The sequence below is a fragment of the Streptococcus infantarius subsp. infantarius ATCC BAA-102 genome (assembly GCF_000154985.1).
GTDB classification, from domain to species: Bacteria; Bacillota; Bacilli; order Lactobacillales; family Streptococcaceae; genus Streptococcus; species Streptococcus infantarius.
Genome location: NZ_DS572694.1, coordinates 70,076 through 94,061, shown reverse-complemented (window position 1 = coordinate 94,061; position 23,986 = coordinate 70,076). Strand labels below are relative to the sequence as shown.

Below are 23,986 nucleotides of genomic sequence, written 5' to 3'. Positions count from 1 at the left end.
TCAGTATTTTTATGGTACAATAGAATTAAAACTAAACCATGGGAGAGTTGTATGAAATTATTGACAAATGTGTCAAAATTACAAGGAACGTTACGTATTCCTGGAGATAAATCAATCAGTCACCGTTCTATCATGTTCGGAAGTCTTGCTAAGGGGAAAACGACTGTTCGCGATATTTTACGTGGCGAAGATGTTTTGTCAACCATGCAAGTTTTTCGTGATTTAGGGGTTGATATTCAAGATGATGGAGACCTTGTAACCATTACAGGTGTTGGTTTTGATGGTCTCAAAGCACCTCAAAATAAACTTGATATGGGAAATTCAGGGACATCAATTCGTTTGATTTCTGGTGTTTTGGCTGGACAAGATTTTACGGTTGAGATGTTTGGAGATGACAGTTTGTCAAAACGTCCAATGGATCGCGTGACAATTCCACTTCGTCAAATGGGTGTAGAAGTTTCTGGTCAGACAGAGCGTGATTTGCCACCACTTACCATGCATGGAAGTAAAAATCTAAAACCTATTCATTACCAACTTCCTGTGGCATCAGCTCAAGTGAAATCTGCTTTGATTTTTGCTGCTTTGCAAGCTGACGGTGAATCAGTCATTATCGAAAAAGAAAAGACACGTAATCACACCGAAGACATGATTGTCCAATTTGGCGGAAAAATTGATGTCAATGGTAAAGAAATTCGCATCAAAGGTGGTCAAGAATTTACTGGTCAAGATGTGGTCGTTCCAGGTGATATTTCATCAGCAGCCTTTTGGTTAGTTGCAGGGCTTATTGTTCCAAATGCTAAAGTAACACTTGAAAACGTTGGTATCAATGAAACTCGTACAGGTATTCTTGATGTCATTTTAGCAATGGGTGGTAAAATGACAATTTCAGATGTTGATGAAGTTGCCAAATCAGCAACGATTACCGTTGAAACTTCAGAGCTTTCTGGCACTGAAATCGGTGGTGAAGTCATTCCACGTTTGATTGATGAATTACCAATTATTGCTCTTCTTGTTACACAAGCTAATGGCACAACAGTCATTCGTGATGCAGAAGAATTGAAAGTTAAAGAAACAGACCGTATCCAAGTTGTAGCCGATGCTTTGAATGCAATGGGTGCTGATATTACACCGACTGATGATGGCATGATTATCAAAGGAAAAACACCACTTCATGGTGCTAAAATCAATACTTTTGGTGACCACCGTATCGGTATGATGGCGGCAATTGCTGCGCTTTTGGTGTCAGAGGGTGATGTTGAGTTAGAGCGCGCAGAAGCAATCAACACAAGCTACCCAAGCTTCTTTAGTGATTTGGAGGTCTTGTCACATGGCTAGAATTATTATTGGATTTATGGGGTCTGGAAAATCAACCATTTCCTCACTTTTAGATAAAGATTATATCGACATGGATGCTTTGATTACAGAGCGTATCGGCATGTCTATTTCAGATTTCTTTGCGAAAGAAGGCGAGGCCAAATTCCGTGAGATTGAATCACAGGTCTTAGCCGAATTGGCAAATTCTGACCATGTTATCTCAACTGGTGGTGGTGTGGTTATCAACCCAATTAACCGAGAAATTTTGGCAAAAAATCCTGAAACGATTTACTTGAAAGCTGATTTTGACACGCTTTACGACCGCATTAAAAATGATAGCCAAAATGTACGTCCGCTCTTTGTCAATAATAGCAAAGAAGATTTCAAAGCTATCTTTGATGGGCGTCAAGAGATGTATGAGGCTGCAGCCAATCGTATTATCGAAGTTGCTGGCAAAACACCAGAAGAAATTGTTGAGGAAATTGGATGAAAGTTGGCTATTTAGGACCGAATGGTTCTTTTACGCACAATGTTGCTGTTAAGTCATTCCCAGGAGCTGATCGAGTGCCTTTTGGCAACATCACAGAAGTGATTAAGTCTTACGAAGAAGGTCTAGTGGATTACGCCATTATTCCTGTTGAAAATTCTATTGAAGGGTCAGTTCACGAAACTCTGGACTACCTTTTTCATCAAGCTAAAATTGAAGCGGTTGCGGAAATGATTCAACCTATTAAGCAACAACTTTTAGCGACTTCAAAAGATAAGAAAATCGAAAAGATTTTCTCACATCCGCAGGCTATTGCTCAAGGGAAAAAATACATCAAAGCGCATTATCCGAATGCACAAATCGAGATGACAGCAAGCACGGCTTATGCAGCACGTTTTATTGCTGAAAATCCTGATGCGCCATTTGCAGCGATTGCTCCAGTTGCTGCCGCAAAAGAATATGGCTTAGAGATTATTGCCAAAGACATCCAAGAAATGGATGAAAACTACACGCGCTTTTGGGTGCTTGGTCGAAAGAAATATGCTTTTGAATTGTTTAAGTGTCAACAAAAAGTGTCTCTTGCTTTGACTCTGCCAGATAATCTTCCAGGGGCACTTTATAAGGCTTTGTCTGTGTTTGCATGGCGCGGAATTAACTTGACTAAAATCGAAAGTCGTCCTTTGAAGACAGCGCTTGGAGAGTACTTTTTCATCGTTGATATTGATAATACCAATGAAGCTCTGGTCTCTTTTGCGCTGGAAGAATTGCGACTGTTAGGCATTGATTATAAAATGCTCGGAAATTACGACGTTTACAAGTTATGATTTCGTTCTAATGTCATTTTTTAGTATAATAATAATATAGTCGTTTCGTTAAACTTGTACTGACTTTAGTATAGCTAGATTGAAAGAGTGGTATGAGATATGGCACAAGATAAATTAAGTCGACACGAAGAATTAAGATATGAGTACCTTTTGGGGAATTTAGAATATCTAAATCCACAACAAAAGGAAGAATTTGGTTATCTCTATCATAAAAAGCAGATGAGTATGCAAGGGATGTCATCTGGATATCCTTCATCTGCCAATAAAGAGCCAAATTATGAGCGTTATGACGATTATGGCGACTATTATGATTACTACGATGACGACTATGACGATGATTATGATACCTATGTGACTTACGATGAATACGACGATTATGATGATTATGATAATCAAGTGACCTCACAAGGTTTGCCAAAATATCCGCAGGCAAAAAAGTCACGGACTTCAAAGCGAAAGAAAAAAGCAAAAAAGCAAACTTCTTATTTAGATTATTACGAAGGAATCGCTCACGAAGAACCTAAGGTGAGCAAAGCAAAGAAGCCCAAAAAGAAGAACCATAAAAAACGTTTCAAGCATTTTTTGCAATTTTGTGGTTTCTTAGTTATTATCGTTATGATTGGCATGGTTTACATGTTTTATCATGGGGTTCACGAAGTTTCTAGTGGCGAGACGAAATATTCTGCTGCAGTAGTAGAACCTTTTAACGGTCAAGATAGTCATGACGGGACTAATATTCTGATTCTTGGTAGTGATAAGCGGATTTCGCAAGGCTCATCTGATGCTAGAACAGATACCATCATGGTGATGAATATTGGTAACAAAGAAGGTAAAGTTAAACTAGTTAGCTTTATGCGTGATACTTTGGTGAATATCAATGGTGTCAGCTATAATGACTATGCTAATGACCAAAAGCTAAATGTGGCCTTTAACATTGGCGAACAAGATGATCGTCAAGGTGCTGAGTTCATGCGTAAAACTTTGAAGGATAACTTTGATATTAACGTTAAGTATTATGTCATGGTTGATTTTGAAACATTCGCAGAAGCTATCAATACTCTCTTTCCAAAGGGCGTTGAGATAGATGCCAAGTTTGGTACGGTTGATGGTCAAGAAGTGTCATCGGTTGAAGTGCCTGATGACCTTAACATGCAAGCAGATGGTAGCGTCCCTAATCAGACCATTGAAGTTGGTCAACAACGTATGGATGGACGGACTTTGCTAAATTATGCGCGTTTTCGTAAGGATGATGACGGCGATTATGGTCGTACACAACGTCAACAACAAGTCATCTCAGCGATTGTCAATCAAATCAAAGACCCTTCAAAACTCTTTACAGGCTCAGCAGCAATCGGCAAAATCTATGCCCTTACCTCAACCAACATCTCTTATCCATTTCTTGTTAAAGAAGGCTTGGGAGTGGTGACAAGTGGTCAAAAGGGAATTGAGCAAAAGACAGTTCCTGCAGAAGGCGACTGGACAGATGATTATGATATGTATGGCGGTCTAGGAATTGCCATTGATTTCAATAAATACCAAAAAGAGTTGAAGGACCTTGGGCTACGTTAATAATATGATATAATAGAGAGGCAGTTAAGCTTCTCTATTTTTTATAGGGAAGAAACCGAGAATAAGATATTACTGATGGCTTATATAAGTCAGGCATGAAAGGAAAATATGTTAGAAAAAAATAGCATTGTAGAGGTTGAAATCACAGATTTATCACACGAAGGAGCAGGGGTTGCCAAAGTTGATGGCTTCGTCTTTTTTGTTGAAAATGCTCTTCCAGGTGAAAAAATCAAGATGCGCGTCTTGAAAGTGAAGAAAAATATTGGTTTTGGTAAGGTTGAAGAATACCTCACCATTTCTGAACACCGTAACCAAGATTTGAATGTGGATTACTTGCGTACAGGAATTGCGGATTTTGGACATTTGGCTTACGCTGAACAATTGAAATTTAAACGCAAACAAGTTGCTGATAATTTGTATAAAACAGCTGGCATTTCAGATGTTGAAGTGTTAGAAACACTTGGTATGGAGCATCCTTACGCTTACCGTAACAAAGCGCAAGTGCCAGTTCGCCGTGTTAATGGACAACTGGAAACTGGTTTCTTCCGCAAACATTCACATGACTTGATGCCAATTTCTGATTTTTATATTCAAAATAAAGAGATTGACCGCTTGATTAATTTCACACGTGATTTGCTTCGTCGTTTTGACCTTAAACCATACGATGAAAAAGAACAAACTGGTTTAATTCGTAACTTGGTGGTTCGTCGTGGACATTATTCTGGTGAAATGATGCTTGTTTTTGTGACAACACGTCCGAAAATTTTCCGTATCGAGCAAATCATCGAAAAAATTGTTGCAGAATTTCCAGTGGTGAAATCAGTTGTTCAAAACATTAACGATAAAAATACCAATGCTATTTTTGGTAATGACTTTAGAACACTTTATGGAAAAGATACGATTGTTGACAGCATGCTTGGCAATCAATATGAAATTTCAGCGCGTTCATTCTACCAAGTGAACACTGAAATGGCTGAAAAACTTTACCAAACTGCTATTGATTTCTCAGATTTGACGGCTGATGACACCGTGATTGATGCCTATTCTGGAATTGGAACAATTGGACTTTCATTTGCCAAAAATGTTAAAGCCGTTTACGGCGTCGAAGTAATTGAAGAAGCTGTGAAAGATGCCAAAAGAAATGCTGCGCTAAACGGTATTACCAATGCGCATTATGTCGCCGATTCGGCAGAACATGCTATGGCAACTTGGAGCAAAGACGGTATCAAACCAAGTGTGATCTTGGTGGACCCACCACGTAAAGGCTTGACAGAAAACTTTATCAAAGCAAGCGTAGCCATGCAACCAGAAAAAGTTACTTACATCTCATGTAACCCAGCAACTATGGCGCGTGACATCAAACTTTATCAAGAACTTGGCTACAAACTCCAAAAAGTACAACCAGTAGATTTGTTCCCGAATACGCACCATGTTGAGACAGTAGTATTGATGTCAAGAGGTGTATTAAGATAAGTAAATAAAGGCTTTCCGTGGTTTGCAGTCTGGTTCTAGGCCGGAAGCATAATCACGGATTTTTGTTTTGAGGGAAGTTATCCAAGATTAGTGAATTTAAAAAGCCATCAGGAAGTACTGCTGATGGCTAGGTGAGTTGATAAGATTGCTGGTAAAAATGTGCTGAGTTGACAAGATGGCTTTTGGCTTGAATGGACAAACAAGGAAGATCATCCAAAATGTTACTGTCTAGGGTGGCCACTTTGTAATATACTTGAAATCAGGCATTGAAATTAAAGTATGAAAAACTGAAGTAATTTTTACAAAGAAAAGCACATCGAGATTAAATGACCGATGTGCTTTTCTTTAGTTTACTCAACATCAATAGTAACGCTAATGACCGATGTGCTTTTCTTTAGTTTACTCAACATCAATAGTAATGCTAATGACCAATGTGCTTTTTCTTTAGTTTACTCAACCTCAATTGTAATGCTATTGTTTGGTTTTTCTTCTTTCGGAACAATAATTTTTAGTACTCCATTTTCAAGTTTTGCTTTAATAGCATCAGGTTTGGAATCTTCTAAATAAATTGAACGGCTCATAGAATTATAACGTCTCTCTTTGTGAATATAATTCTTTTCCTGTATTTCATTGGTTTCGTCTCTAGTGATAGAAATTGTTAATTTTCCATCATTAAGTTGAAGATTGATGTCTTTTTTATCAACACCAGGCATTTCAGCTTCAATTAGGTATTCCTTGCCATTATCTTCGACATCCACTTTAAAAGTGTCGTAAGAGAGTGTTCGTCTGAATGGCCAATCATTTGAAAAAAAGTCATCAAGTAAGTTGTAGAAGTCACCACTACCAGTGTTTGTAGATAGTTCTTTGTTTTTTCTGTTAAAAGGTACTAATCCAGCCATAATAATCAACTCCTTTTTATAACATCTTATTAGCAGTCTATTGTGTTAAGTTCTAATTATTATATATCATAAAAAAACAATTGTGTCAATATATTGTTTATTTTTTTTAATATTTTTTTCGTAATGTAATTTAAGATATATAATTTAATATTTAAAAAGTTTGAAACTTATTATTCTAAATAGATTAAAATTAAAGAATGAAAAAATTGATACTGATAGTAAATGAATATAGAGCAGAGTTATTGGGTTTGTTTTGGCTTTACAACCATGATAATATTGCTGAATCTATTGCATTTATCAACCAAATGGGTTTATAATATTATTATCGTAAACTTGGAGATGCTGTATGACTACGGCAGAAATTATTAAAGAACTGTGTGAGCAAATGAATATAAGTGTTTCCGAACTTGCTAGACGTATTGGTCAGACACCACAAAATTTCAATAAGAAATTTACAACGAGAAACTGTAACCTTGGATGAGTTGAAAGCCATCGCTGATGTGCTAGGTATCAAGTTTGAGCAGGCATTTATTTTACCAGGTGGGAATGAGATAAATATATCTAATGAATAAAGGAGGCAATCAATTTATGGATTAATAAAAGGAACTGGAAGCACGAGTATAATAAAATTGTCTAAATATAAAACAATATAGATAAAAGGAATTAATAGTTATTTTCAGTTTATCAAAAAAACATATATGAATAGGAGTATAAAAATGAAAGAAAGAAAAAAAGCAATTATAAATATATTACTATTATTTTTAACACTTGTAATAAATGCCCTCGGAGCCCTCGGCCTAATCAATGGCTATTCACAAAAAGAGGTATCTGACAGATATTTGACCCTGATAACTCCAAGCCCAACCACATTCAGTATTTGGAGCATAATTTATATTCTTTTAATTTTATCATGTATTATAATGGTAATTAGAAGTGATAATGATTACTATAAAAACGTTATAAATAGAATTACTTCGCTCTTCCGCTTTTCCAGTTTATTCAACATACTATGGATTATATCATTTTCTTATCTACAATTAGAATTGTCAGTTATTTTTATTGTTGCCTTCTTATTTTCGCTATCATTAATATTAGAAAAATTATTATCAATAAAATCTAAAGGGCATTTTATAATACCTTTATCATTTGGACTGTATGCCGGTTGGCTTTTTATAGCAACAGTTGTAAACATATCTGCAACTTTGGTTAAACTCAACTGGAATGGATTTGGAATATCTGACACTTTGTGGGCTTTTACAATCTTAATAGTAGCTGTAGTGATTGTATTTCTAGTCAACGTAAAAAATAAAAACGCTGTATTCCCTTTACCGATAGCCTGGGCTTATTTTGGAATCAATAATTTTCTTAAATCAAGCCAAGGCTTTTCGGGGGCGTATCCTATATTAGAAAAAGCATCTATAGTAGGGATGTTTTTACTTATAATGATATCAATTTTTAGATTTTATAAAAACAATTACAAAATTATTCCTACCACTTAAACTTAGTTTTTCTATTAACATATTTAATAAGATAATAAAATACAAGCCTAAACGAATAGGCATAGGAGGGCAACGTGGGAAATTCTGTTTTATGGATAAGAAATGATTTTAGATTTCATGATAATACCGCGCTTATTAATGCTATCAATGACATAAAAGATAATGAAAATCTTATATTTATATATCATTTAGATCCTGAGATAATAAAGATTGAAACGACAAGTTATGCTTATTTCTTTTCTTCGTTGAATAGCTATTATGAAAGTTGTTTAAAAAAAGGTCTGGATATTTATTTTTTATATGGAGAAATTTTAACTTGTTTTGATACACTTCTCAATGAATTTAGTAACATAGACAAAATTTATTATAATACTATTGAATGCGGATATGGGAAATCTCAAGAACAAAAGTTGAATAGATTCCTAAAAAGAAAAAACGTTGAAGTTTTCTCATTTTATGACCATCATTTACACTCAGCAAACAAAGTATTGAAAGAGGACAATTCTCATTATAAAGTTTTTACACATTATTATAATAAATGGATGAGTAGCAAAAAACCTGAAGAACAGAATATTGATTATGCTAAACTTTCTGAGATTATATTAAGCGATTTCAGTAAAAAAGATCCTATTGGTAAAGAAAAGTTTATTGAATTAAGAAATCTTTTGAATAATGACTTTTCTATGTTTACAGGAGAAGAGAAGGCTAGAGAATGCCTTGCTGATTTTATGAACGCTAAACTTTGTAGTTACAACGAAAATAGAGAATATCCGTTTCTTGATGGAACAAGTCATTTATCGCATTATTTAACAACAGGTCAGTTGTCTGTCAGAGAAGTATTCAATGCTGCAACAATGATGCCTTTTTCTCTGGGACAAGAAATATTTATTAAAGAGCTAGCCTGGAGAGATTTCTATAATATGATATACTATTTTCATCCAAATCAACACAATGAAGAGATAATTGAAAAATATAGATATATTAATTGGGAATATGATGAGGAAAATTTTATAAAATGGAAATCTGGACTAACTGGATTCCCTATAATAGACGCAGCAATGCGCCAACTTAGAGAAGAGGGTTGGATGCACAATCGTCTTAGAATGATTACCGCTTCTTTTTTAATTAAAGACTTACTGATTGACTGGAGGCTAGGCGAAAAATATTTTTCTGAAATGCTCATAGACTATGATACTGCCTCTAACATTGGCGGGTGGCAATGGGCTGCATCTGTAGGAACTGATGCAGTCCCTTACTTTAGGATTTTTAACCCAATCACTCAAAGTAAGAAGTACGATCCTGAAGGTAAGTTTATAAAAAGGTATGTAAAGGAATTGGAAGATATTCCAACACAATATATACATGAACCATTTAAATTTAAGAAACAACTAGAAGAAAACTACGGCATTGATATAAAAAAATTGTATGTAAGCCCTATCGTAGATCATAAAACGCAAAGACAAAAAGCGTTAGAAATGTTTAATATATAAATATTTGGAGGAAATGAAGTGAAACCAAAAATCTTAATAAGTAAGTGTTTAGGTTTTGATAATTGCAGATATGATGGTTCTATTGTACAATTCGATTTATTAGATAAGATGAAAGATCAAATTGAATTTATTCCACTGTGCCCCGAGATAGAAATTGGTTTAGGATTACCAAGAGAAAGTCTGCGTTTAATTAAAGTGCAAGACGGTATAGAATTAGTTCAACCTAAATCTAAAAAATATTTAACTTATGATATGAAGAAATATTCCCAAGAGATTCTTAAAAATATTTCCGATATAGATGGAATTATATTAAAAGGACGATCACCATCTTGTGGGATAAAAGATGTTAAAGTATACTCGGGCATGGAAAAATCTCCTGTAATCGGAAAAAGTATGGGTTTATTTGCGGCTGAAATGGAAAAGCATTTCCCTTATTTGCCAATTGAAGAAGAAGGGAGATTAACAAACCTGATAATAAGAGAGCATTTTTTTACAAAACTATATGCGATTTTTAATTTTAAAAAAATGGCACAAAATAAATCTATAAAAAAATTAGCGGATTATCATGCAAAAAATAAATATTTATATTTTGCTTATAATCAAACATTAAAAAACAAATTAGGGTCAATTGTTGCAAATCATGAAAAATTAGAAACAAATATAGTGTTAGATAATTACTTTAATGAAATGGTAAAATTATTTTCGAACCTACCTTCTAAAAAGAATTACATTAATGCTTATCAACATATATTTGGGTATTTTTCAAAATTCGTGAGCAAAGAAGAAAAAGTGTTTATCTTACAATTAATGGAAAAATACAGAGATGGAAAGATCGACAAATCTGCCATAGCGAGTATTTTAAAAGTTTACTCTATAAAATATAATATTGAATACTTGTTAGGACAAACTATATTCGAGCCGTTTCCAGAAGAATTACTTTCACTAAATGATAGTGGTAAGCTTTAAGATGTCTCGGGTTAGAAATACAAAATTTATACAGAAAAATAAATGAAATCAGTTCAGAATGCCATTGTTAATATCTCTTTATACTTTTGACTCAAGGATGTTTTATCTACGCAACACCCTGTGATGAGATATAGTACAGATGTCTCTTAACCATAGGAGGTAACCCTCAGTTGGTAGAGCAGATTCTCCTGTTAATCCAATAGCTGATGAAATATCTCCTGATGAGAGTTTTAACAGATTCAACTTTCATTTTAGTGGTATCATAGCGATTATAGAGAAGTTTCTCTTTCAGCCTTGCCCACATGCTTTCGCATTGTGCATTATAATGGCATCTGCCACCTACACTATTCATACTTTGGAGAATGCCATATTTACTTATTGCTTTTCGGTAGAGCTCACTAGTGGAGTGCTAACATTAAAGTAGAGTCATGAAACTCACCAAATATATGTTATTATCAAAGCACATAGAAAGGTGAGAACAACATGCAATATGAAAAACCATTTAAAGAACAGGCCGTTAAACTTTTTGATAAAATCGGCGTAAAAGCAGTTGCAAATCAACTGGAATTCCTTACTATACTATTCCACTTGGAGAAATCAGCGAAAAAAATATGGAGCAGATACTTATGTTGGCAGTGGCCATAAAAGAATATCTGCGGATAACAAAGAGCAGCGTATTTTGGTGCTGGAAAAAGAAAATGAGTAACTCAAACATTCCAATGAGATCCTACAGGAGGCACTCGGTTTTTTCGCCGTGCGCCGAAAGAAGAAAGAGCTCATCAGCGCTACCTTTTCATCTATGCTAGACTGTAGATACTCTGAGTCTAATGATTAAGCATAGCAGATGAGATTGATGAGCTGAGAGACAAGCGACAGATCCTCTTAGTAGAAGATGCCTCCCTCAGTAGCGAGAACGAGCGAATCAATGAGCTGATTGAATTTATCCGCAAGAATAAATTTCGTACCTTAGAGTACGATGATAAGCTTGTAAGGAAGATGATCGAGAGTGTTACAGTCTATGAAGGCCACTTCGTCATAGCCTTCAAATCTGGTATTGAAATTGAAATATGAAAACCAGAAGTAAATAGCCCATGACTCTACAGTAGAGTTGTGGGTTTTCTTTGCTTGTTGACAATAATAATATTTTAATAACTATTATGCTTATCAACCAAATGGGTTTATGATATTTTTATCGTAAACTTGGAGGTGCTGTATGACTACGGCAGAAATGATTAAAGAACTGTGTGAGCAAATGAATATAAGCGTTTCTGAACTTGCTAGACGTATTGGCCAGACTCCACAGAATTTCAATAAGAAATTACAACGAGAAACTGTAACCTTGGATGAGTTGAAAGCCATCGCTGATGTGCTAGGTGTCAAGTTTGAGCAGGCTTTTATATTGCCTGAAGGCAATGAAATAAAAATATCTAACGAATAGAGGAGGCGGTCTAATATGATGATTAGTCCGGAAAGTTACTATGAAGAGTATCTCAAAGGATAAACAAAAGAAGAAATAATGACCGCCATCCGAGGCATTAAGCAGGAAATAGGTCACCTCAAAAATTCAATGGAAAACCCACATGGTGACATAAAAACTGTTATGCATCCAAGTGAAGATACTCGCCTTCATTGGGCCCGTGAATATTTAGATAAAGCCAAACAAACCTATGTTGAAGCTGGTGGAACTTATACTCTATCAAAATCTGAACAAAAGACAGCCGATTTTGATACGAACATAAATGCAATATGCAAGATCACCTTTAACATTGGTGGTTACTTTGGCAGTTATAGCACCTATATTGTAGAGCTATCCTAAGAATTTAAAGCCTATACAAAGTTATGGGAAAATGTAGAACCACTTGTATTGTTGGATGATAATAAAGAGCCCTTTATAAAGGATACTTTCATTGGGGCACTTAAGGAACTTCATATCGGTGAGTGGCGAAGACATTATACAACTAAACGCTTCGGATACATGGTACTTGATGGAACACAGTGGGAGTTGGAATTTGAATATAGTAATGGCCATAAGCCAGTAAGATTTGATGGCGATAACTCTTACCCTTATAACTTTGATAAGTTCCAGAGACTATTTGGCATTGATGTTACTGAGGAGGATTAGGATGAGTAAATTCGATATTTTGACAAAATGCATACCTATAATCCAGGCGGATAGCATTGGTGAATGGGTGATTGATAATGAAAACGATGGAACACTGGAACGTCTGATACAGATATTGAGGTTGGAGCAAGTGAAGTTGCGGGTCTACCAGATTATGATTGTATGAAATGGCACAGACAGATGTGCAAAAATGGAAATTTATATTTACTTATGAAGGATGAAGCCATTGTTGGTGGGGCTATTATGTTTGAGGATGAGAAAGATGCGGATATTGTGTATGTAGGACGGATTTTTGTTGATGCTTTACAATATCGCAAAGGATATGGGAAAGAAATCATGCAGCAAATTGAAAAAGTAGATGTCGAAAACCATATCCTTCGATTGGAAACTTTGGTCTCGAACCAAAGGACGAATTCTTTTTATCCGAAGTGTGGATATGAGGAAATGTATCGGGATGAGGAATCCGTATATTATCAGAAAGTGCTGGGATAGGACATGAATAAGGAATGGTCGGAATTAAATAAGCGTATGCAGGAGCAGCTGCGAAAGGAACAGACATTTCCGAGTGGGATTGAGACGCTGATTGATCTTCGTGGAAAGATGATGGACGAGATACTTCGTATGAAACGGGAGCTTTCTATAGAAGATTTTAGCAGGATGCCTTTTCCAAAAGCAAATGGGTATCATAGCAAAACTATTGCATATTCTCTGTGGCATATTTTTCGAATAGAGGATATTGTGGCTCATTCTCTGATTCAAAGTGATGAGGAGATTTTCTTTCTTTACGATTACCGGGAACATACGAAATCACCAATTATTACAACAGGGAATGAACTACAGGGGCAGCAGCTCGTGGATTTTTCTAAGAAGCTTGATTTAGATCAGCTATATCAATACATAGAGCAAGTTCATAAAAGTACAAATGATTTATTGAAGAATCTAACATTTCGCGATATGAAGCGGAAATTTGACGAGAAAGATAAGAACAGACTGCGCAATTTAGAAGTGGTAAACCCGGATGAACGGGCATACTGGCTGATTGATTACTGGTGTGAAAAAGATGTCAGAGGTCTGGTACAGATGCCTTTTTCCAGACATTTCTATCTTATGTCTTTAAAATAACTTTTTAAGTTTTGCATATTCAGTTTACTAATAAAAACATTACCCCCATCAAATAAAACCAAAGTATGGTAATATGATAACAGGTACTTGATTAGTTGTGCTGTCTTATTATTTTACCTAGGACTTTTGGTCTTTTTTGTTAGCATTTTGGGGAGGAGATTGTGATGAAAGTTGTTGAAGTTGGTCAAGAAAATCAAGACGTTATCGTGTTACTTCACGGTGGCGGTTTGTCCTGGTGGCAATATCAAGCTCAGATGGATTTGCTGTGTGAAAACTATCATGTGGTTTTGCCAATTCTTGATGGACATGCTGGAAGTGATGCTGATTTTACAAGCATTGAAGATAATGCTAAGCGACTTCTGGATTATATTGATAAAACCTACGGTGGTTCAGTTTTTCTGATTGCTGGTTTGTCACTTGGTGGTCAGATTCTTTTAGAAATGCTTGCTTTGCGAAAAAATATTTGTCAGTACGCTATTGTAGAAAGTGCTGCCATTATTCCAGATAAATTGACAGCAGGTTTGGTCGCTCCGCTATTTTCGATGATTTTTCCTCTGATTAAGAAGAAGCGGTTTGCAAAGATGCAGTTTTGCTACCTTGGCATTCGAGCTGATTTGTTTGAACATTATTATGGGGACACGGTGAAACTTTCTAAGCAAAATTTGATTGCTTTTACAAAAGCAAGTAGCTTGTATCAAGTAAAGAAAAATTTGAAGAATTCGTTAGCGCGTGTTCGCATTATTGTGGGAGAAAAAGAAACTAAAAAGATGCATGCTTCAGCAAGGTATTTACATGATCTTTTACCAGACAGTCGCTTGGAAATCAAAGCTGGTCTGGCTCACGGTCAATATGCGATTAACCAGCCAGATTTATATGTGAAAGAACTTTTTGAGAGTTTGTGATTAAGGAGTGAACGATATGGCATCAAGTAAAGAATACTTAGCTTTTATATTGGACCAACTTTCAGAAATTCCAGAGATTTCCTACCGTTCAATGATGGGAGAATACATCCTTTATTACCGTGGTAAGGTCATTGGTGGGATTTATGACAATCGTTTTTTGATTAAACTAACTAAGTCTGCTACAGCTTTATTACCAGAAGCAAGTCTTGAGATTCCCTACGAAGGGGCTAAAAAGATGCTTTTAGTCGATCAACTTGATGACAAAGCTTTACTCAGCCGCTTGCTGCAAGCCATGTACGAAGAATTACCTGCCCCTAAGAAAAAAAGAAACTAACCATTCAAAGGTTAGTTTTTCTTTTGTCATAATCATCTGATTTTGCTACAATGAAAGCAAAGAGTGATAACGCTTTCTTGGGTGATTAGGAGGTATTGATTATGGAATACATCCAAGTGACAAAAGATAATTTAGAAAACGAGCATATTTGCTGTGCTATTTTTAACAACAAAGATGCTCAAGTCTCGTCTAAAAAGACTTGGTTATCTGAGCGCTTTGATGATGGACTTGTTTTTCTAAAAAGTGTTGAACGTGGCAGGTGTTTTATCGAGTATATCCCTGCAGAAAAGGCTTGGAATCCCATTGAGGCAGAAGATTACATGTATATTGATTGTCTCTGGGTTTCGGGTTCTTTAAAAGGTCATGGTTAATCGACTGATTTGCTGGAGGCTTGTATCGCTGATAGCAAAGCAAAAGGGAAGAATGGCTTGTGTATCTTAGCAGCAGCTAAGAAGAAACCATTTCTTGCTGATCCAAAGTACCTAGCTTACAAAGGTTTTAAGGTGGCTGATGAAGCTGATAATGGCATTCAACTTTGGTATCTGCCGTTTTCCGATGATGCTAAAGTACCAAACTTTAAAGCTTGTGCCAAACACCCTCACATTGAAAAATCAGGTTATGTTTTGTATTACACCAGCCAATGTCCTTTCAATTCTAAGTATGTCCCAATCCTTGAAGAAACAGCTAAGCAAGAAGGGATTTCTTTTAAGGCTATTCAAATTACGGATAGGAAAACAGCGCAAGCTGCGCCGACACCCATAACGACCTACGCTTTTTTTACAACGGGGATTATGTCACAAATGAGCAGATGAATGCCAAAAAATTTTTAAAACTCGTCTCAAAAGTTGAAGGATAATAATTTTTCACTAAAAGAGGTAAGTATGATTGAGTTGAAACCACTTGTTTCAAGTGATCGTGAACAATTTATTAAAGATAACCAAGAAACTTTTAATTATGGAGCTTTAGAGGAATTTGGTCTTCGAGATGACCATTTTGAAGAAGATGGTTAAATCATCTCTCGAGAGACAATTGAAGAATCCATAGATAGTGGAGAAGCCTACCGTATCCTTGATGGTGGAAAGGTTGTCAGTGGTGTTGTAGTCCGTATCGAGGGAGATAGAGGAAATTTGGATTTGCTTTTTGTTTCTCCAAAATGCCACAGTAAGGGAGTTGGCTACGGCGCTTGGTGTCAAATTGAAAAGATGTTTCCTCAGGTGAAAATCTGGGAAACCGTGACGCCATATTTTGAAAAACGTAACATTCATTTTTATGTGAATCGCTGTGGGTTTAAGATTGTTGAATTCTTTAACAGCCATCACAAAGATCCAAATGATGATGAGGCTTCAGAAATGTTTCGATTTGAAAAGCACTTATAGTTTCAGATTTTAGGAGGGCAATATTATGACTAAAGGAAATGGTATCTTAATTGGTATGGGATTTGGAGTAGCTATTGGTGCAGGAATAGGTTTTCTAACACATAATATTGGACTTTGGATGTCACTTGGTATTGCCTTTGGGGTTATGGTTGGACTATTTATTGACAAAGATGACGATGATGAAGGCGAGTAATTTATCAGACGATTGAATCTATAAAGAATAAGATGTTAAACTGTAGCTTTTCTGGCTGCAGTTTTTGAATGTTTTAGAGGATGACGCGAGATAAAAGCTAAAAAACAGTTGTTCTTTGTAAGTGCTGTCTTTTTGTGCTACAATGCAAGTATCATAATATTCTGATAATTCAAAAGGAGGTTTCTGGATGAAAACAGTACTTGTAACGGGTGGCACAGTTTTTGTTAGTAAATATACAGCGGCTTATTTTGCTAAAAAAGGCTATGACGTCTATGTGCTCAATCGAAATACCAAGACACAAGTTGAAGGCGTGACTGTGCTTCAAGCTGATCGACATGATTTGGGTAATCGATTGAAGAGTCTCCATTTCGATATCGTTTTGGATGTGACAGCTTATAACGCTAATGACATTTCTTGTTTAGTAGAAGCAATAGGCTCATTTGAAACATATATCATGATTAGTTCAAGTTCTGTTTATCCAGATGACGGCGCACAACCATTTTTAGAAAACTCTCAACTTGGTGAAAATAAATTCTGGGGCCAGTATGGTCTAGATAAGATTGCAGCAGAAAAACGTTTGCTTGAGCTGGTTCCAAAACAAAAAAGGAGACATTATGGTAGACTTAAAGAAAATTAGTCAGGATATTGAAAAATACGTTGGAGGTAGGGAAATATTTCAGGTGTTGCTCACTGTGTGACTCGTTTGAGAATCGTTTTAAAAGATAACAGTTTAGCTGATCTTAAAAAACTTGAAAATGTCGACTTAGTTAAAGGAGCATTTGTCGCTGGAGATCAAATTCAGTTGATTTTTGGATCTGGATTAGTTAATGACGTGTATGAGGTTTTTTCAAAATATGTCGGTATAGCAGATATGACACTTAATGAGCTTAAACAAGAAAGTGCCAAAAAAGCAAATCCTATTCAAGCAGTTATTAAATCTCTATCTGATGTATTTGTTGCGATTATTCTAGCAATCCTTGCAGCAGCACTTTTGATGGGTATTACAGGTGTTCTTAGTAATTACCCCATTGTTAAGGAAAATGAAACTTTATACGCTATCAACAGACTAGCAAGTCTTGCATCTACAGGAATCTTTGCTATTTTACCAATGATAGTTTGTTATTCAGCAGTTAAACGCTACGGCGGTAACCCAGTTCTTGGTATGGTTGTTGGGGCTATCATGCTTGATTCTTCACTTGCAAATGCCTATTCAGCTGCATCTGGAACTGTTCATGTTGAAGTGATTCATTTATTTGGTTTACCAATTGAAATGGTCGGCTTCCAGGGCGGTATTTTAGTTGCTTTGATGATTGGTTTTGTTGTTGCAAAACTCGATATTTACTTCAATAAAGTAGTACCAAACTCTGTTAAGCTTTTGCTTGCGCCTTTGTTTACTGTATTTTTTTCAACTTTGCTTTTGTTTACAGTTGTAGGACCAGTAGGTCGTATTCTTTCACATGGTTTGACAAGTGGATTGGTTTGGTCTGCTGAAAATCTAGGATTTGTTGGTTATGCTTTATTTGCCGGTGTTCAACAATTATTGGTTATTACAGGGCTTCACCATATTATTGGTGCAGCAGAAGCACAATTGCTTGCTGATACAAAACATAACTTCATCAACCCATTGATGTCAGTTGCTTTGATTGGACAATCTGGTGCAGTTATTGGTTATTTGATTACTCACTGGAAAGATACTAAAGCTCGTGAACTTTGTTTGCCAAGTTTTGCTTCAACATTGTTTGGTATTAGTGAACCAGCTATTTTCGGTGTTAACCTTCGCTATCGTTACCTACTAGTTGCAGGATGTATTGGTGGTGCAGTTGCAGGTGCATATGTTTACTTTGCAAAATTAACCGCACTCGGTTTTGGTACAACAGTAGTACCAGGTATTGCTATTTGTGACCCTGCTCACAATGGTTATTTAAATTATATTATTGCCCAGTTAATTGGCTTTGGAGTTGGGCTAGCTGCTACAATTATCTTAAAACCATTCTTCAAAGAAGAAAAATAAAAAAATAAAATCAAAGCCTCCTTACATTGTTTAGGGAGGCTATATTATTGGAGGAAACATGTACACGAAAGAAGAATATGCCAAAGATTGTCAAATCCATAATGACATGCGGCGACTTGTTGATTCGGACGTTAATCGTTTAAACTATCATTTGATGGCACCGGCTGGATGGCTTAATGACCCAAATGGTCTAGTTGAAAAAAATGGCATTAACCATGTTTATTTTCAATATACTCCTTTTGATGCTGGTTGGGGAATAAAATCTTGGGGACATTATACCACAAAAGATTGGCTTACTTACAAAGAAGAAGAGCCTTTTGTTTTTGCGGATAATAGACTTGATCGCGACGGTGCTTACAGCGGTTCAGCGATTGTCAAAGATGGAATAATTCATTATTTTTACACTGGAAATGTCAAATTGTTAGATGGTGATTATGATTACATTTTGACTGGACGTGAGCAGAATACTATTCATTTGACGAGCAGTGACGGTTTTCATTTTTCTGGTAAAGAACTTGTGTTAGCAAATAGTGATTATCCAGATGACATGACAACACACGTCAGAGATCCTAAAATTTTAAAAGACGGTGAGAAATATATCATGGTTTTAGGGGCGAGAAGTATTGAAGATAAGGGCTGCGCTCTAGTTTATCATTCAACTGATTTATCGCACTGGCATTATGTGACACGCATACAGACAAGTGAAAAATTTGGCTTTATGTGGGAATGCCCAGATTTATTTAAACTAGGTAACCAACTCATTCTCTCAGTTTCACCTCAAGGACTTGAAAAAGAAGAAGCTAGGTACCAAAATGTTTTTCAGAGTGGCTATTTTTTGGTAGATGAGAATCACGGCGATTATACTGTAAGAAAATTTGAAGAGTTTGATTATGGCTTTGATTTTTATGCAGTGCAGACATTTGAAGATGAAAGTGGTCGACGAATTTTGATGGCTTGGATGGGCCTGCCAATGGAGTCAGAATACCAAGAAGATCCCACAGTAAAATATAACTGGCGACATGCTTTGACAATGCCAAGAGAACTAGTTTTTCAAAATGGTGCTGTTTATCAAAGACCTTTGAAGGAGTTTGAAAAGCTAAGAAAGAACGAGTTTCAAAGTCAAATATCTGAATTTACGCAGTGGCAAACAGAAAATTGCTGTTTTGAAATAAATGTCACATTTAGCAATCCAGCAGAAAGTTTTTCTCTTCGTTTAAGAGATGACGTTATTTTGACATTTGATGGTTCACTATTGTCGCTAAAAATGGGAGAATCAGGCTTTGGACGTACACAGCGAAATATTGCCTTAGATAAGGTTAGCCGATTGCAGTTTTTTTCTGATACGTCATCAATAGAAATTTTCATAAATGGTGGTCGTTATACAATGACATCTAGAGTATTTAGCGATACATTGAAACAAATAATTACGTTTGATTCAAAATCAGATGGTCAGTTGACTATTTATGATTTGAAAAAGTTTAATATCGAATAAAGAGAAGTCCAGCAGAATCTTCTGCTGGATTTTTTTTGTATTTTCTTGAAGAAAAAACAATTTTTGTTTAATTTTAAAATATTCTGTATTTTTAGAAAATAGTGTGTTAAAATACCAAACATATCGAAAGAAAGTTTATGGTAGGAGGAAACTTTTATGGACAATAAGTCTACTTTAAAACGTGTTGGACTTGGAGCGGTAAGCTTGGCTTTAGTTGCTTTATTGGCTGCGTGTGGGGGCGAAAATAAAACTGTAGCTAATAAAAACGAGATTAATTGGTACACACCGACTGAGATTTTGACACTGGATATCTCAAAAAATACTGACCAATATTCTGCGCTAGCAATTGGGAACTCATCAAGTAACCTACTTCGTGTAGATAAAAAAGGTGAACCAAAACCAGACTTGGCAAAAAGTGTCGAAGTTTCTGAGGATGGTTTGACATATACAGCGACTTTGCGTGATGGTTTGAAATGGTCTGACGGTAGTGATTTGACTGCGGATGATTTTGTCTACACATGGCAACGTATGCTTGATCCAAAGACAGCTTCAGAATACGCTTATTTAGCTGTTGAATCACATCTTGAAAATGCTGATAAGATTAATACTGGTGAAATCTCTGATTTGAGTCAACTTGGTGTTAAAGCTGATGGTAATAAAATTACCTTTAAGCTTACAAGTCCATGCCCACAATTTAAGTACTATCTAGCCTTTTCTAACTTTATGCCACAGAAAAAAGCATTTGTTGAAAAAGAAGGCGACAAATATGCTACAACTTCTAAAGACCAAATCTATTCTGGACCATATACTATCAAAGGCTGGAACGGAAGTGATGGCAGCTTTACTTTAGTTAAAAATAAATACTATTGGGATGCTAAGAACGTTAAGACTGAAAAAGTCAATCTTCAAGCAATCAAAAAAGCAGATACTGCCGTTCAAATGTACAAAAACGGTGAGCTTGATACCGCAAATATCTCAGCAACCTCATCAATCTATAAAGCAAACAAGAGCAACAAAGAAGCAGTTCCAGTTCCAGAAGCTCGAATGACTTACATCGTTTATAACGAAACGGGCTCAGTTGCCTCTCTTGCTAATGAAAAAATTCGTCAAGCACTTAACTTGGCAACAGACCGTCAAGGTGTCGTAGAAGCTGCTATTGATACTGGCTCAAAACCAGCGACAGCACTTGCAACACCAGGACTTGCTAAATTGACTGATGGTACTGACCTTTCTAAATACGTTGAACCAGGTTACAAGTACGACGAAAAAGCTGCCGCTAAATTATTTAAAGAAGGCTTAGCTGATCTTGGTACAAACTCAGTTAAATTGACAGTGACTGCTGATTCAGATGACGCCGTTACAAAAGCAGCTGTTGACTACATCAAACAAAGTTGGGAAGAAGCTCTTCCAGGCTTGAAGATTGAAGAAAAATTTGTTACCTTCAAACAACGTCTTGAAGATACTAAGAACCAAAACTTTGAAGTTGCCCTTGTATCATGGGGTGGAGATTATCCAGAAGGATCAACATTCTATGGTTTATTCTCATCAGCATCAGCTTACAACTATGGTAAAGTATCAAGCCCAGAATTTGACCAAGCTTATAACAAAGCTTTGACAACTGATGCTTTGGATACTGATGCAGCAGCAGCGGATTATAAAGCAGCTGAAAAAGTCCTTTACGAAGGTGCACACTACAATCCAATTTACTTCCGTAGTACTGAATGGCTTCAAAATCCAGATCTTAAAAACCTTGTTCGTAACTCAACAGGTCTAACAGTGGACTTTAGCCATGCTTATAAAAAGTAAGCATTAGAATTTAGTTTAACCAAATAAGCCCAACTGATGTTTGGGCTTTATTTTTTTGTGTGATATTTATACTTTTTGTGTAAAAATATGCAAAACGATGTCAGCTTTTATACGCTGACAAATACTTTGAAAAGTATGATTATTTGAGTGATTAAAGCTCTAATAATCGCTGAAAATGATAAAAGAAAACTGATTGTAAATCACCAAAACAAGTGAATTTTTATAAAATAACGAACAATTTCCATCTCTATCAGTCTAAATGTTTGCAAAATGAGTAAAAAATAGAGTGTAAGCACTCTTTTTGAAATTTTAATTAATTTTCAAATTTTCTGTATTTTTAGATAATATTGTGTTATAATACATAACATACCGAAAGAAAGTTATATGGTAGGAGGATCTATTATGGAGATCAAAACTTTAAAACGTGTCGGTCTTGGGGCTGTCACATTGTTGTCTGCTGCTACACTAGCAGCATGTGGTGGAAATAATTCATCATCAAAATCTGCTAGCAAAGATATCAATTGGTTTGTACCAACTGAAATCAGCACACTTGATATTTCAAAAGTAACTGATACTTACTCATCAATTGCTATTGGTAACTCAGGAAGTAACCTTCTTCGTGTTGATAAAGATGGAAAATTGCAACCAGATTTGGCTAAAAGTGTTGATGTTTCAGAAGATGGTTTGACATACACTGCGACATTGCGTGATGGTCTTAAATGGTCAGACGGTAGTGATTTGACTGCAGAAGATTTTGTTTACACATGGCAACGTATTGCAGATCCAAAAACTGCTTCTGAATACTCGTATCTTGTTTCAGATGCCCACGTTTTGAATGCTGAAGATGTCATTGCAGGTACTAAAGGTGTTGACCAACTTGGAGTTAAAGCCGACGGAAACAAAGTTATCTTTACTTTGTCTAACCCATCTCCACAGTTCATGAGCCTTCTATCATTTTCAAACTTCATGCCACAAAGCAAAGCATTTGTTGAAAAAGCAGGTGATGACTATGGTACAACATCAGAAAAAGCTTTGTACTCAGGTCCATACACTGTTACAAAATGGAACGGTACAAGCGGTAACTTCACACTTGTGAAAAACAAATACTACTGGGATGCTAAAGACGTTAAAACTAAGAAAGTAAACGTTCAAACAATTAAGAAACCAGATACAGCTGTTCAAATGTACAAAGATGGTGACCTTGATACAGCAAACATCTCAAACACAGAAGCTACATTCAAAGCTAACAAAAACCGTAAAGATGTTGTTCCAGTTCCAGAAGCAACAACTTCTTACATGGTTTACAACCAAACAGGTACAGTTACTGCTTTGAATAACCTTAAAGTTCGTCAAGCACTTAACCTTGCAACTGACCGTGCAGGTATCGTTAAAGCTGCCATCGATACTGGTTCAAAAGCTGCAACTGCTCTTGTACCAACAGGTCTTGAAAAACTCCCTGATGGAACAGACTTGGCTAAATACGTATCACCTGGTTACAGCTATGATAAGAAAGAAGCTACAAAACTCTTCAAAGAAGGTCTTGCAGAACTTGGTACAGACTCAGTTAAATTGACTATCACAGCTGACTCAGATGCACCGGTTGCAAAAGCTTCAGTTGACTACATCAAACAAACTTGGGAAGAAGCTCTTCCAGGATTGAAAGTTGAAGAAAAATTTGTTTCTTTCAAACAACGTCTTGAAGATACTAAGAACCAAAACTTTGATGTTGCCCTTGTTCTTTGGGGTGGTGACTATCCAGAAGGTTCAACATTCTACGGACTCTTCACAACTGGTTCCTCATATAACTATGGTAAATTCTCAAATGCAGATTACGATGCTGCCTACCAAAAAGCTATTACTACAGATGCTCTAGATCCTAAAGCTGCTGCTGATGATTATAAAGCTGCTGAAAAAGCACTTTATGACAACGCACTTTACAACCCAATCTACTTCCGTAGTACAAAATCACTTCAAAATCCAGACCTTAAAGGTCTCGTCCGTAACTCAACAGGTTTGTCTGTAGACTTCACACACGCATACAAAAAATAAATCTTGAAGTGATGATTAAACAAGGTTCGAGCTTGCTCGGCCTTGTTTTTTTATGCCC

Annotated in this window: 28 protein-coding genes and 1 pseudogene; 28 read left to right on the top strand and 1 reads right to left on the bottom strand. The window is 36.0% G+C overall.

The features are described from left to right. Positions 1-51: 51 nt before the first annotated feature. The 5 genes from aroA to rlmD all read left to right on the top strand — a co-directional run bounded on the left by aroA (position 52) and on the right by rlmD (position 5,667). Positions 52-1,335, top strand: a complete 1,284-nt coding sequence (gene aroA / locus STRINF_RS08085; RefSeq protein WP_006532615.1) for a 3-phosphoshikimate 1-carboxyvinyltransferase — start codon at positions 52-54, stop codon at positions 1,333-1,335. Then, a complete protein-coding gene (locus tag STRINF_RS08080; RefSeq protein WP_006532614.1) occupies positions 1,328-1,804 on the top strand; it encodes a shikimate kinase in 477 nt (158 codons plus the stop codon). Before aroA ends, STRINF_RS08080 begins: the two co-directional genes overlap by 8 nt. Next, positions 1,801-2,625 (top strand): prephenate dehydratase, encoded by an 825-nt coding sequence (gene pheA / locus STRINF_RS08075; RefSeq protein WP_006532613.1) that lies wholly within the window; start codon positions 1,801-1,803, stop codon positions 2,623-2,625. Before STRINF_RS08080 ends, pheA begins: the two co-directional genes overlap by 4 nt. A 99-nt stretch (positions 2,626-2,724) precedes the next feature. Further along, the gene (locus tag STRINF_RS08070; RefSeq protein WP_006532612.1) at positions 2,725-4,194 is read left to right on the top strand and encodes an LCP family protein; all 1,470 of its coding nucleotides are present in this window, start codon (positions 2,725-2,727) and stop codon (positions 4,192-4,194) included. Positions 4,195-4,302: 108 nt separating this feature from the next. Further along, positions 4,303-5,667, top strand: coding sequence for a 23S rRNA (uracil(1939)-C(5))-methyltransferase RlmD (gene rlmD, locus STRINF_RS08065; RefSeq protein ID WP_006532611.1), 1,365 nt, complete (start codon positions 4,303-4,305; stop codon positions 5,665-5,667). A 449-nt stretch (positions 5,668-6,116) separates the two neighbouring features. Here the strand turns inward: rlmD and STRINF_RS08060 are convergent, their stop codons facing one another. After that, on the bottom strand, positions 6,117-6,566 hold the full coding sequence (locus STRINF_RS08060) for an Hsp20/alpha crystallin family protein (protein WP_006532610.1): 450 nt from the start codon (positions 6,564-6,566) through the stop codon (positions 6,117-6,119). A gap of 346 nt (positions 6,567-6,912) precedes the next feature. Between STRINF_RS08060 and STRINF_RS08055 the strand changes: the two are divergent. From STRINF_RS08055 to STRINF_RS07970, 23 genes and pseudogenes are all read left to right on the top strand, one after another. Beyond that, positions 6,913-7,138, top strand: a pseudogene (locus STRINF_RS08055) (helix-turn-helix domain-containing protein). 144 nt (positions 7,139-7,282) lie between these two features. Further along, entirely contained in the window at positions 7,283-8,065 is a 783-nt protein-coding gene (locus STRINF_RS08050; protein ID WP_043878431.1) for a tryptophan-rich sensory protein, read from the top strand. 74 nt (positions 8,066-8,139) lie between these two features. Further along, a complete protein-coding gene (locus STRINF_RS08045; protein WP_006532606.1) occupies positions 8,140-9,555 on the top strand; it encodes a cryptochrome/photolyase family protein in 1,416 nt (471 codons plus the stop codon). Between the two features lie 18 nt (positions 9,556-9,573). Further along, positions 9,574-10,521, top strand: a complete 948-nt coding sequence (locus tag STRINF_RS08040) for a YbgA family protein (protein ID WP_006532605.1) — start codon at positions 9,574-9,576, stop codon at positions 10,519-10,521. Positions 10,522-11,004: 483 nt separating this feature from the next. Continuing rightward, positions 11,005-11,166 (top strand): hypothetical protein, encoded by a 162-nt coding sequence (locus STRINF_RS10255; RefSeq protein ID WP_006532603.1) that lies wholly within the window; start codon positions 11,005-11,007, stop codon positions 11,164-11,166. Positions 11,167-11,734: 568 nt separating this feature from the next. Continuing rightward, entirely contained in the window at positions 11,735-11,959 is a 225-nt protein-coding gene (locus STRINF_RS08035) for a helix-turn-helix domain-containing protein (RefSeq protein WP_006532602.1), read from the top strand. Between the two features lie 78 nt (positions 11,960-12,037). Beyond that, positions 12,038-12,337: a hypothetical protein gene (locus STRINF_RS10380; protein ID WP_006532601.1), complete on the top strand. Its 300-nt coding sequence runs from the start codon at positions 12,038-12,040 to the stop codon at positions 12,335-12,337. A 51-nt stretch (positions 12,338-12,388) separates the two neighbouring features. Then, complete coding sequence (locus tag STRINF_RS10375) at positions 12,389-12,643, top strand: hypothetical protein (protein ID WP_006532600.1); 255 nt, start codon at positions 12,389-12,391, stop codon at positions 12,641-12,643. A 1-nt stretch (position 12,644) separates the two neighbouring features. Next, positions 12,645-12,809, top strand: coding sequence for a hypothetical protein (locus STRINF_RS10250; RefSeq protein ID WP_006532599.1), 165 nt, complete (start codon positions 12,645-12,647; stop codon positions 12,807-12,809). Continuing rightward, a complete protein-coding gene (locus tag STRINF_RS10370; protein WP_006532598.1) occupies positions 12,806-13,135 on the top strand; it encodes a GNAT family N-acetyltransferase in 330 nt (109 codons plus the stop codon). The genes STRINF_RS10250 and STRINF_RS10370 overlap by 4 nt, the downstream gene beginning before the upstream one ends. A 3-nt stretch (positions 13,136-13,138) precedes the next feature. Beyond that, positions 13,139-13,765 carry a hypothetical protein gene (locus STRINF_RS08015; RefSeq protein WP_006532597.1) on the top strand — a complete coding sequence of 209 codons (627 nt, stop codon included), beginning with the start codon at positions 13,139-13,141 and terminating at the stop codon, positions 13,763-13,765. A gap of 164 nt (positions 13,766-13,929) precedes the next feature. Next, a complete protein-coding gene (locus STRINF_RS08010; RefSeq protein ID WP_006532596.1) occupies positions 13,930-14,667 on the top strand; it encodes an alpha/beta fold hydrolase in 738 nt (245 codons plus the stop codon). 16 nt (positions 14,668-14,683) lie between these two features. Further along, a complete protein-coding gene (locus tag STRINF_RS08005) occupies positions 14,684-15,001 on the top strand; it encodes a TfoX/Sxy family protein (protein WP_006532595.1) in 318 nt (105 codons plus the stop codon). A 101-nt stretch (positions 15,002-15,102) separates the two neighbouring features. Then, positions 15,103-15,372 (top strand): hypothetical protein, encoded by a 270-nt coding sequence (locus STRINF_RS10665; RefSeq protein ID WP_006532594.1) that lies wholly within the window; start codon positions 15,103-15,105, stop codon positions 15,370-15,372. Between the two features lie 9 nt (positions 15,373-15,381). Further along, positions 15,382-15,813, top strand: a complete 432-nt coding sequence (locus STRINF_RS10660; RefSeq protein ID WP_006532593.1) for a YoaP domain-containing protein — start codon at positions 15,382-15,384, stop codon at positions 15,811-15,813. 69 nt (positions 15,814-15,882) lie between these two features. Beyond that, a complete protein-coding gene (locus STRINF_RS10785; protein WP_006532592.1) occupies positions 15,883-16,011 on the top strand; it encodes a hypothetical protein in 129 nt (42 codons plus the stop codon). Then, positions 16,012-16,377, top strand: a complete 366-nt coding sequence (locus STRINF_RS10650; RefSeq protein WP_331270710.1) for a GNAT family N-acetyltransferase — start codon at positions 16,012-16,014, stop codon at positions 16,375-16,377. Between the two features lie 25 nt (positions 16,378-16,402). Beyond that, a complete protein-coding gene (locus tag STRINF_RS10365) occupies positions 16,403-16,570 on the top strand; it encodes a hypothetical protein (RefSeq protein WP_006532590.1) in 168 nt (55 codons plus the stop codon). Between the two features lie 187 nt (positions 16,571-16,757). Continuing rightward, positions 16,758-17,207: an NAD-dependent epimerase/dehydratase family protein gene (locus STRINF_RS07990; RefSeq protein ID WP_006532589.1), complete on the top strand. Its 450-nt coding sequence runs from the start codon at positions 16,758-16,760 to the stop codon at positions 17,205-17,207. 57 nt (positions 17,208-17,264) lie between these two features. Continuing rightward, entirely contained in the window at positions 17,265-18,581 is a 1,317-nt protein-coding gene (locus STRINF_RS07985) for a PTS transporter subunit EIIC (protein ID WP_006532588.1), read from the top strand. A 58-nt stretch (positions 18,582-18,639) separates the two neighbouring features. Further along, on the top strand, positions 18,640-20,073 hold the full coding sequence (locus tag STRINF_RS07980; protein ID WP_006532587.1) for a glycoside hydrolase family 32 protein: 1,434 nt from the start codon (positions 18,640-18,642) through the stop codon (positions 20,071-20,073). Between the two features lie 156 nt (positions 20,074-20,229). Then, positions 20,230-21,879, top strand: coding sequence for a peptide ABC transporter substrate-binding protein (locus STRINF_RS07975; protein WP_006532586.1), 1,650 nt, complete (start codon positions 20,230-20,232; stop codon positions 21,877-21,879). 402 nt (positions 21,880-22,281) lie between these two features. After that, positions 22,282-23,928: a peptide ABC transporter substrate-binding protein gene (locus STRINF_RS07970; protein WP_115283758.1), complete on the top strand. Its 1,647-nt coding sequence runs from the start codon at positions 22,282-22,284 to the stop codon at positions 23,926-23,928. Positions 23,929-23,986 lie beyond the last annotated feature (58 nt).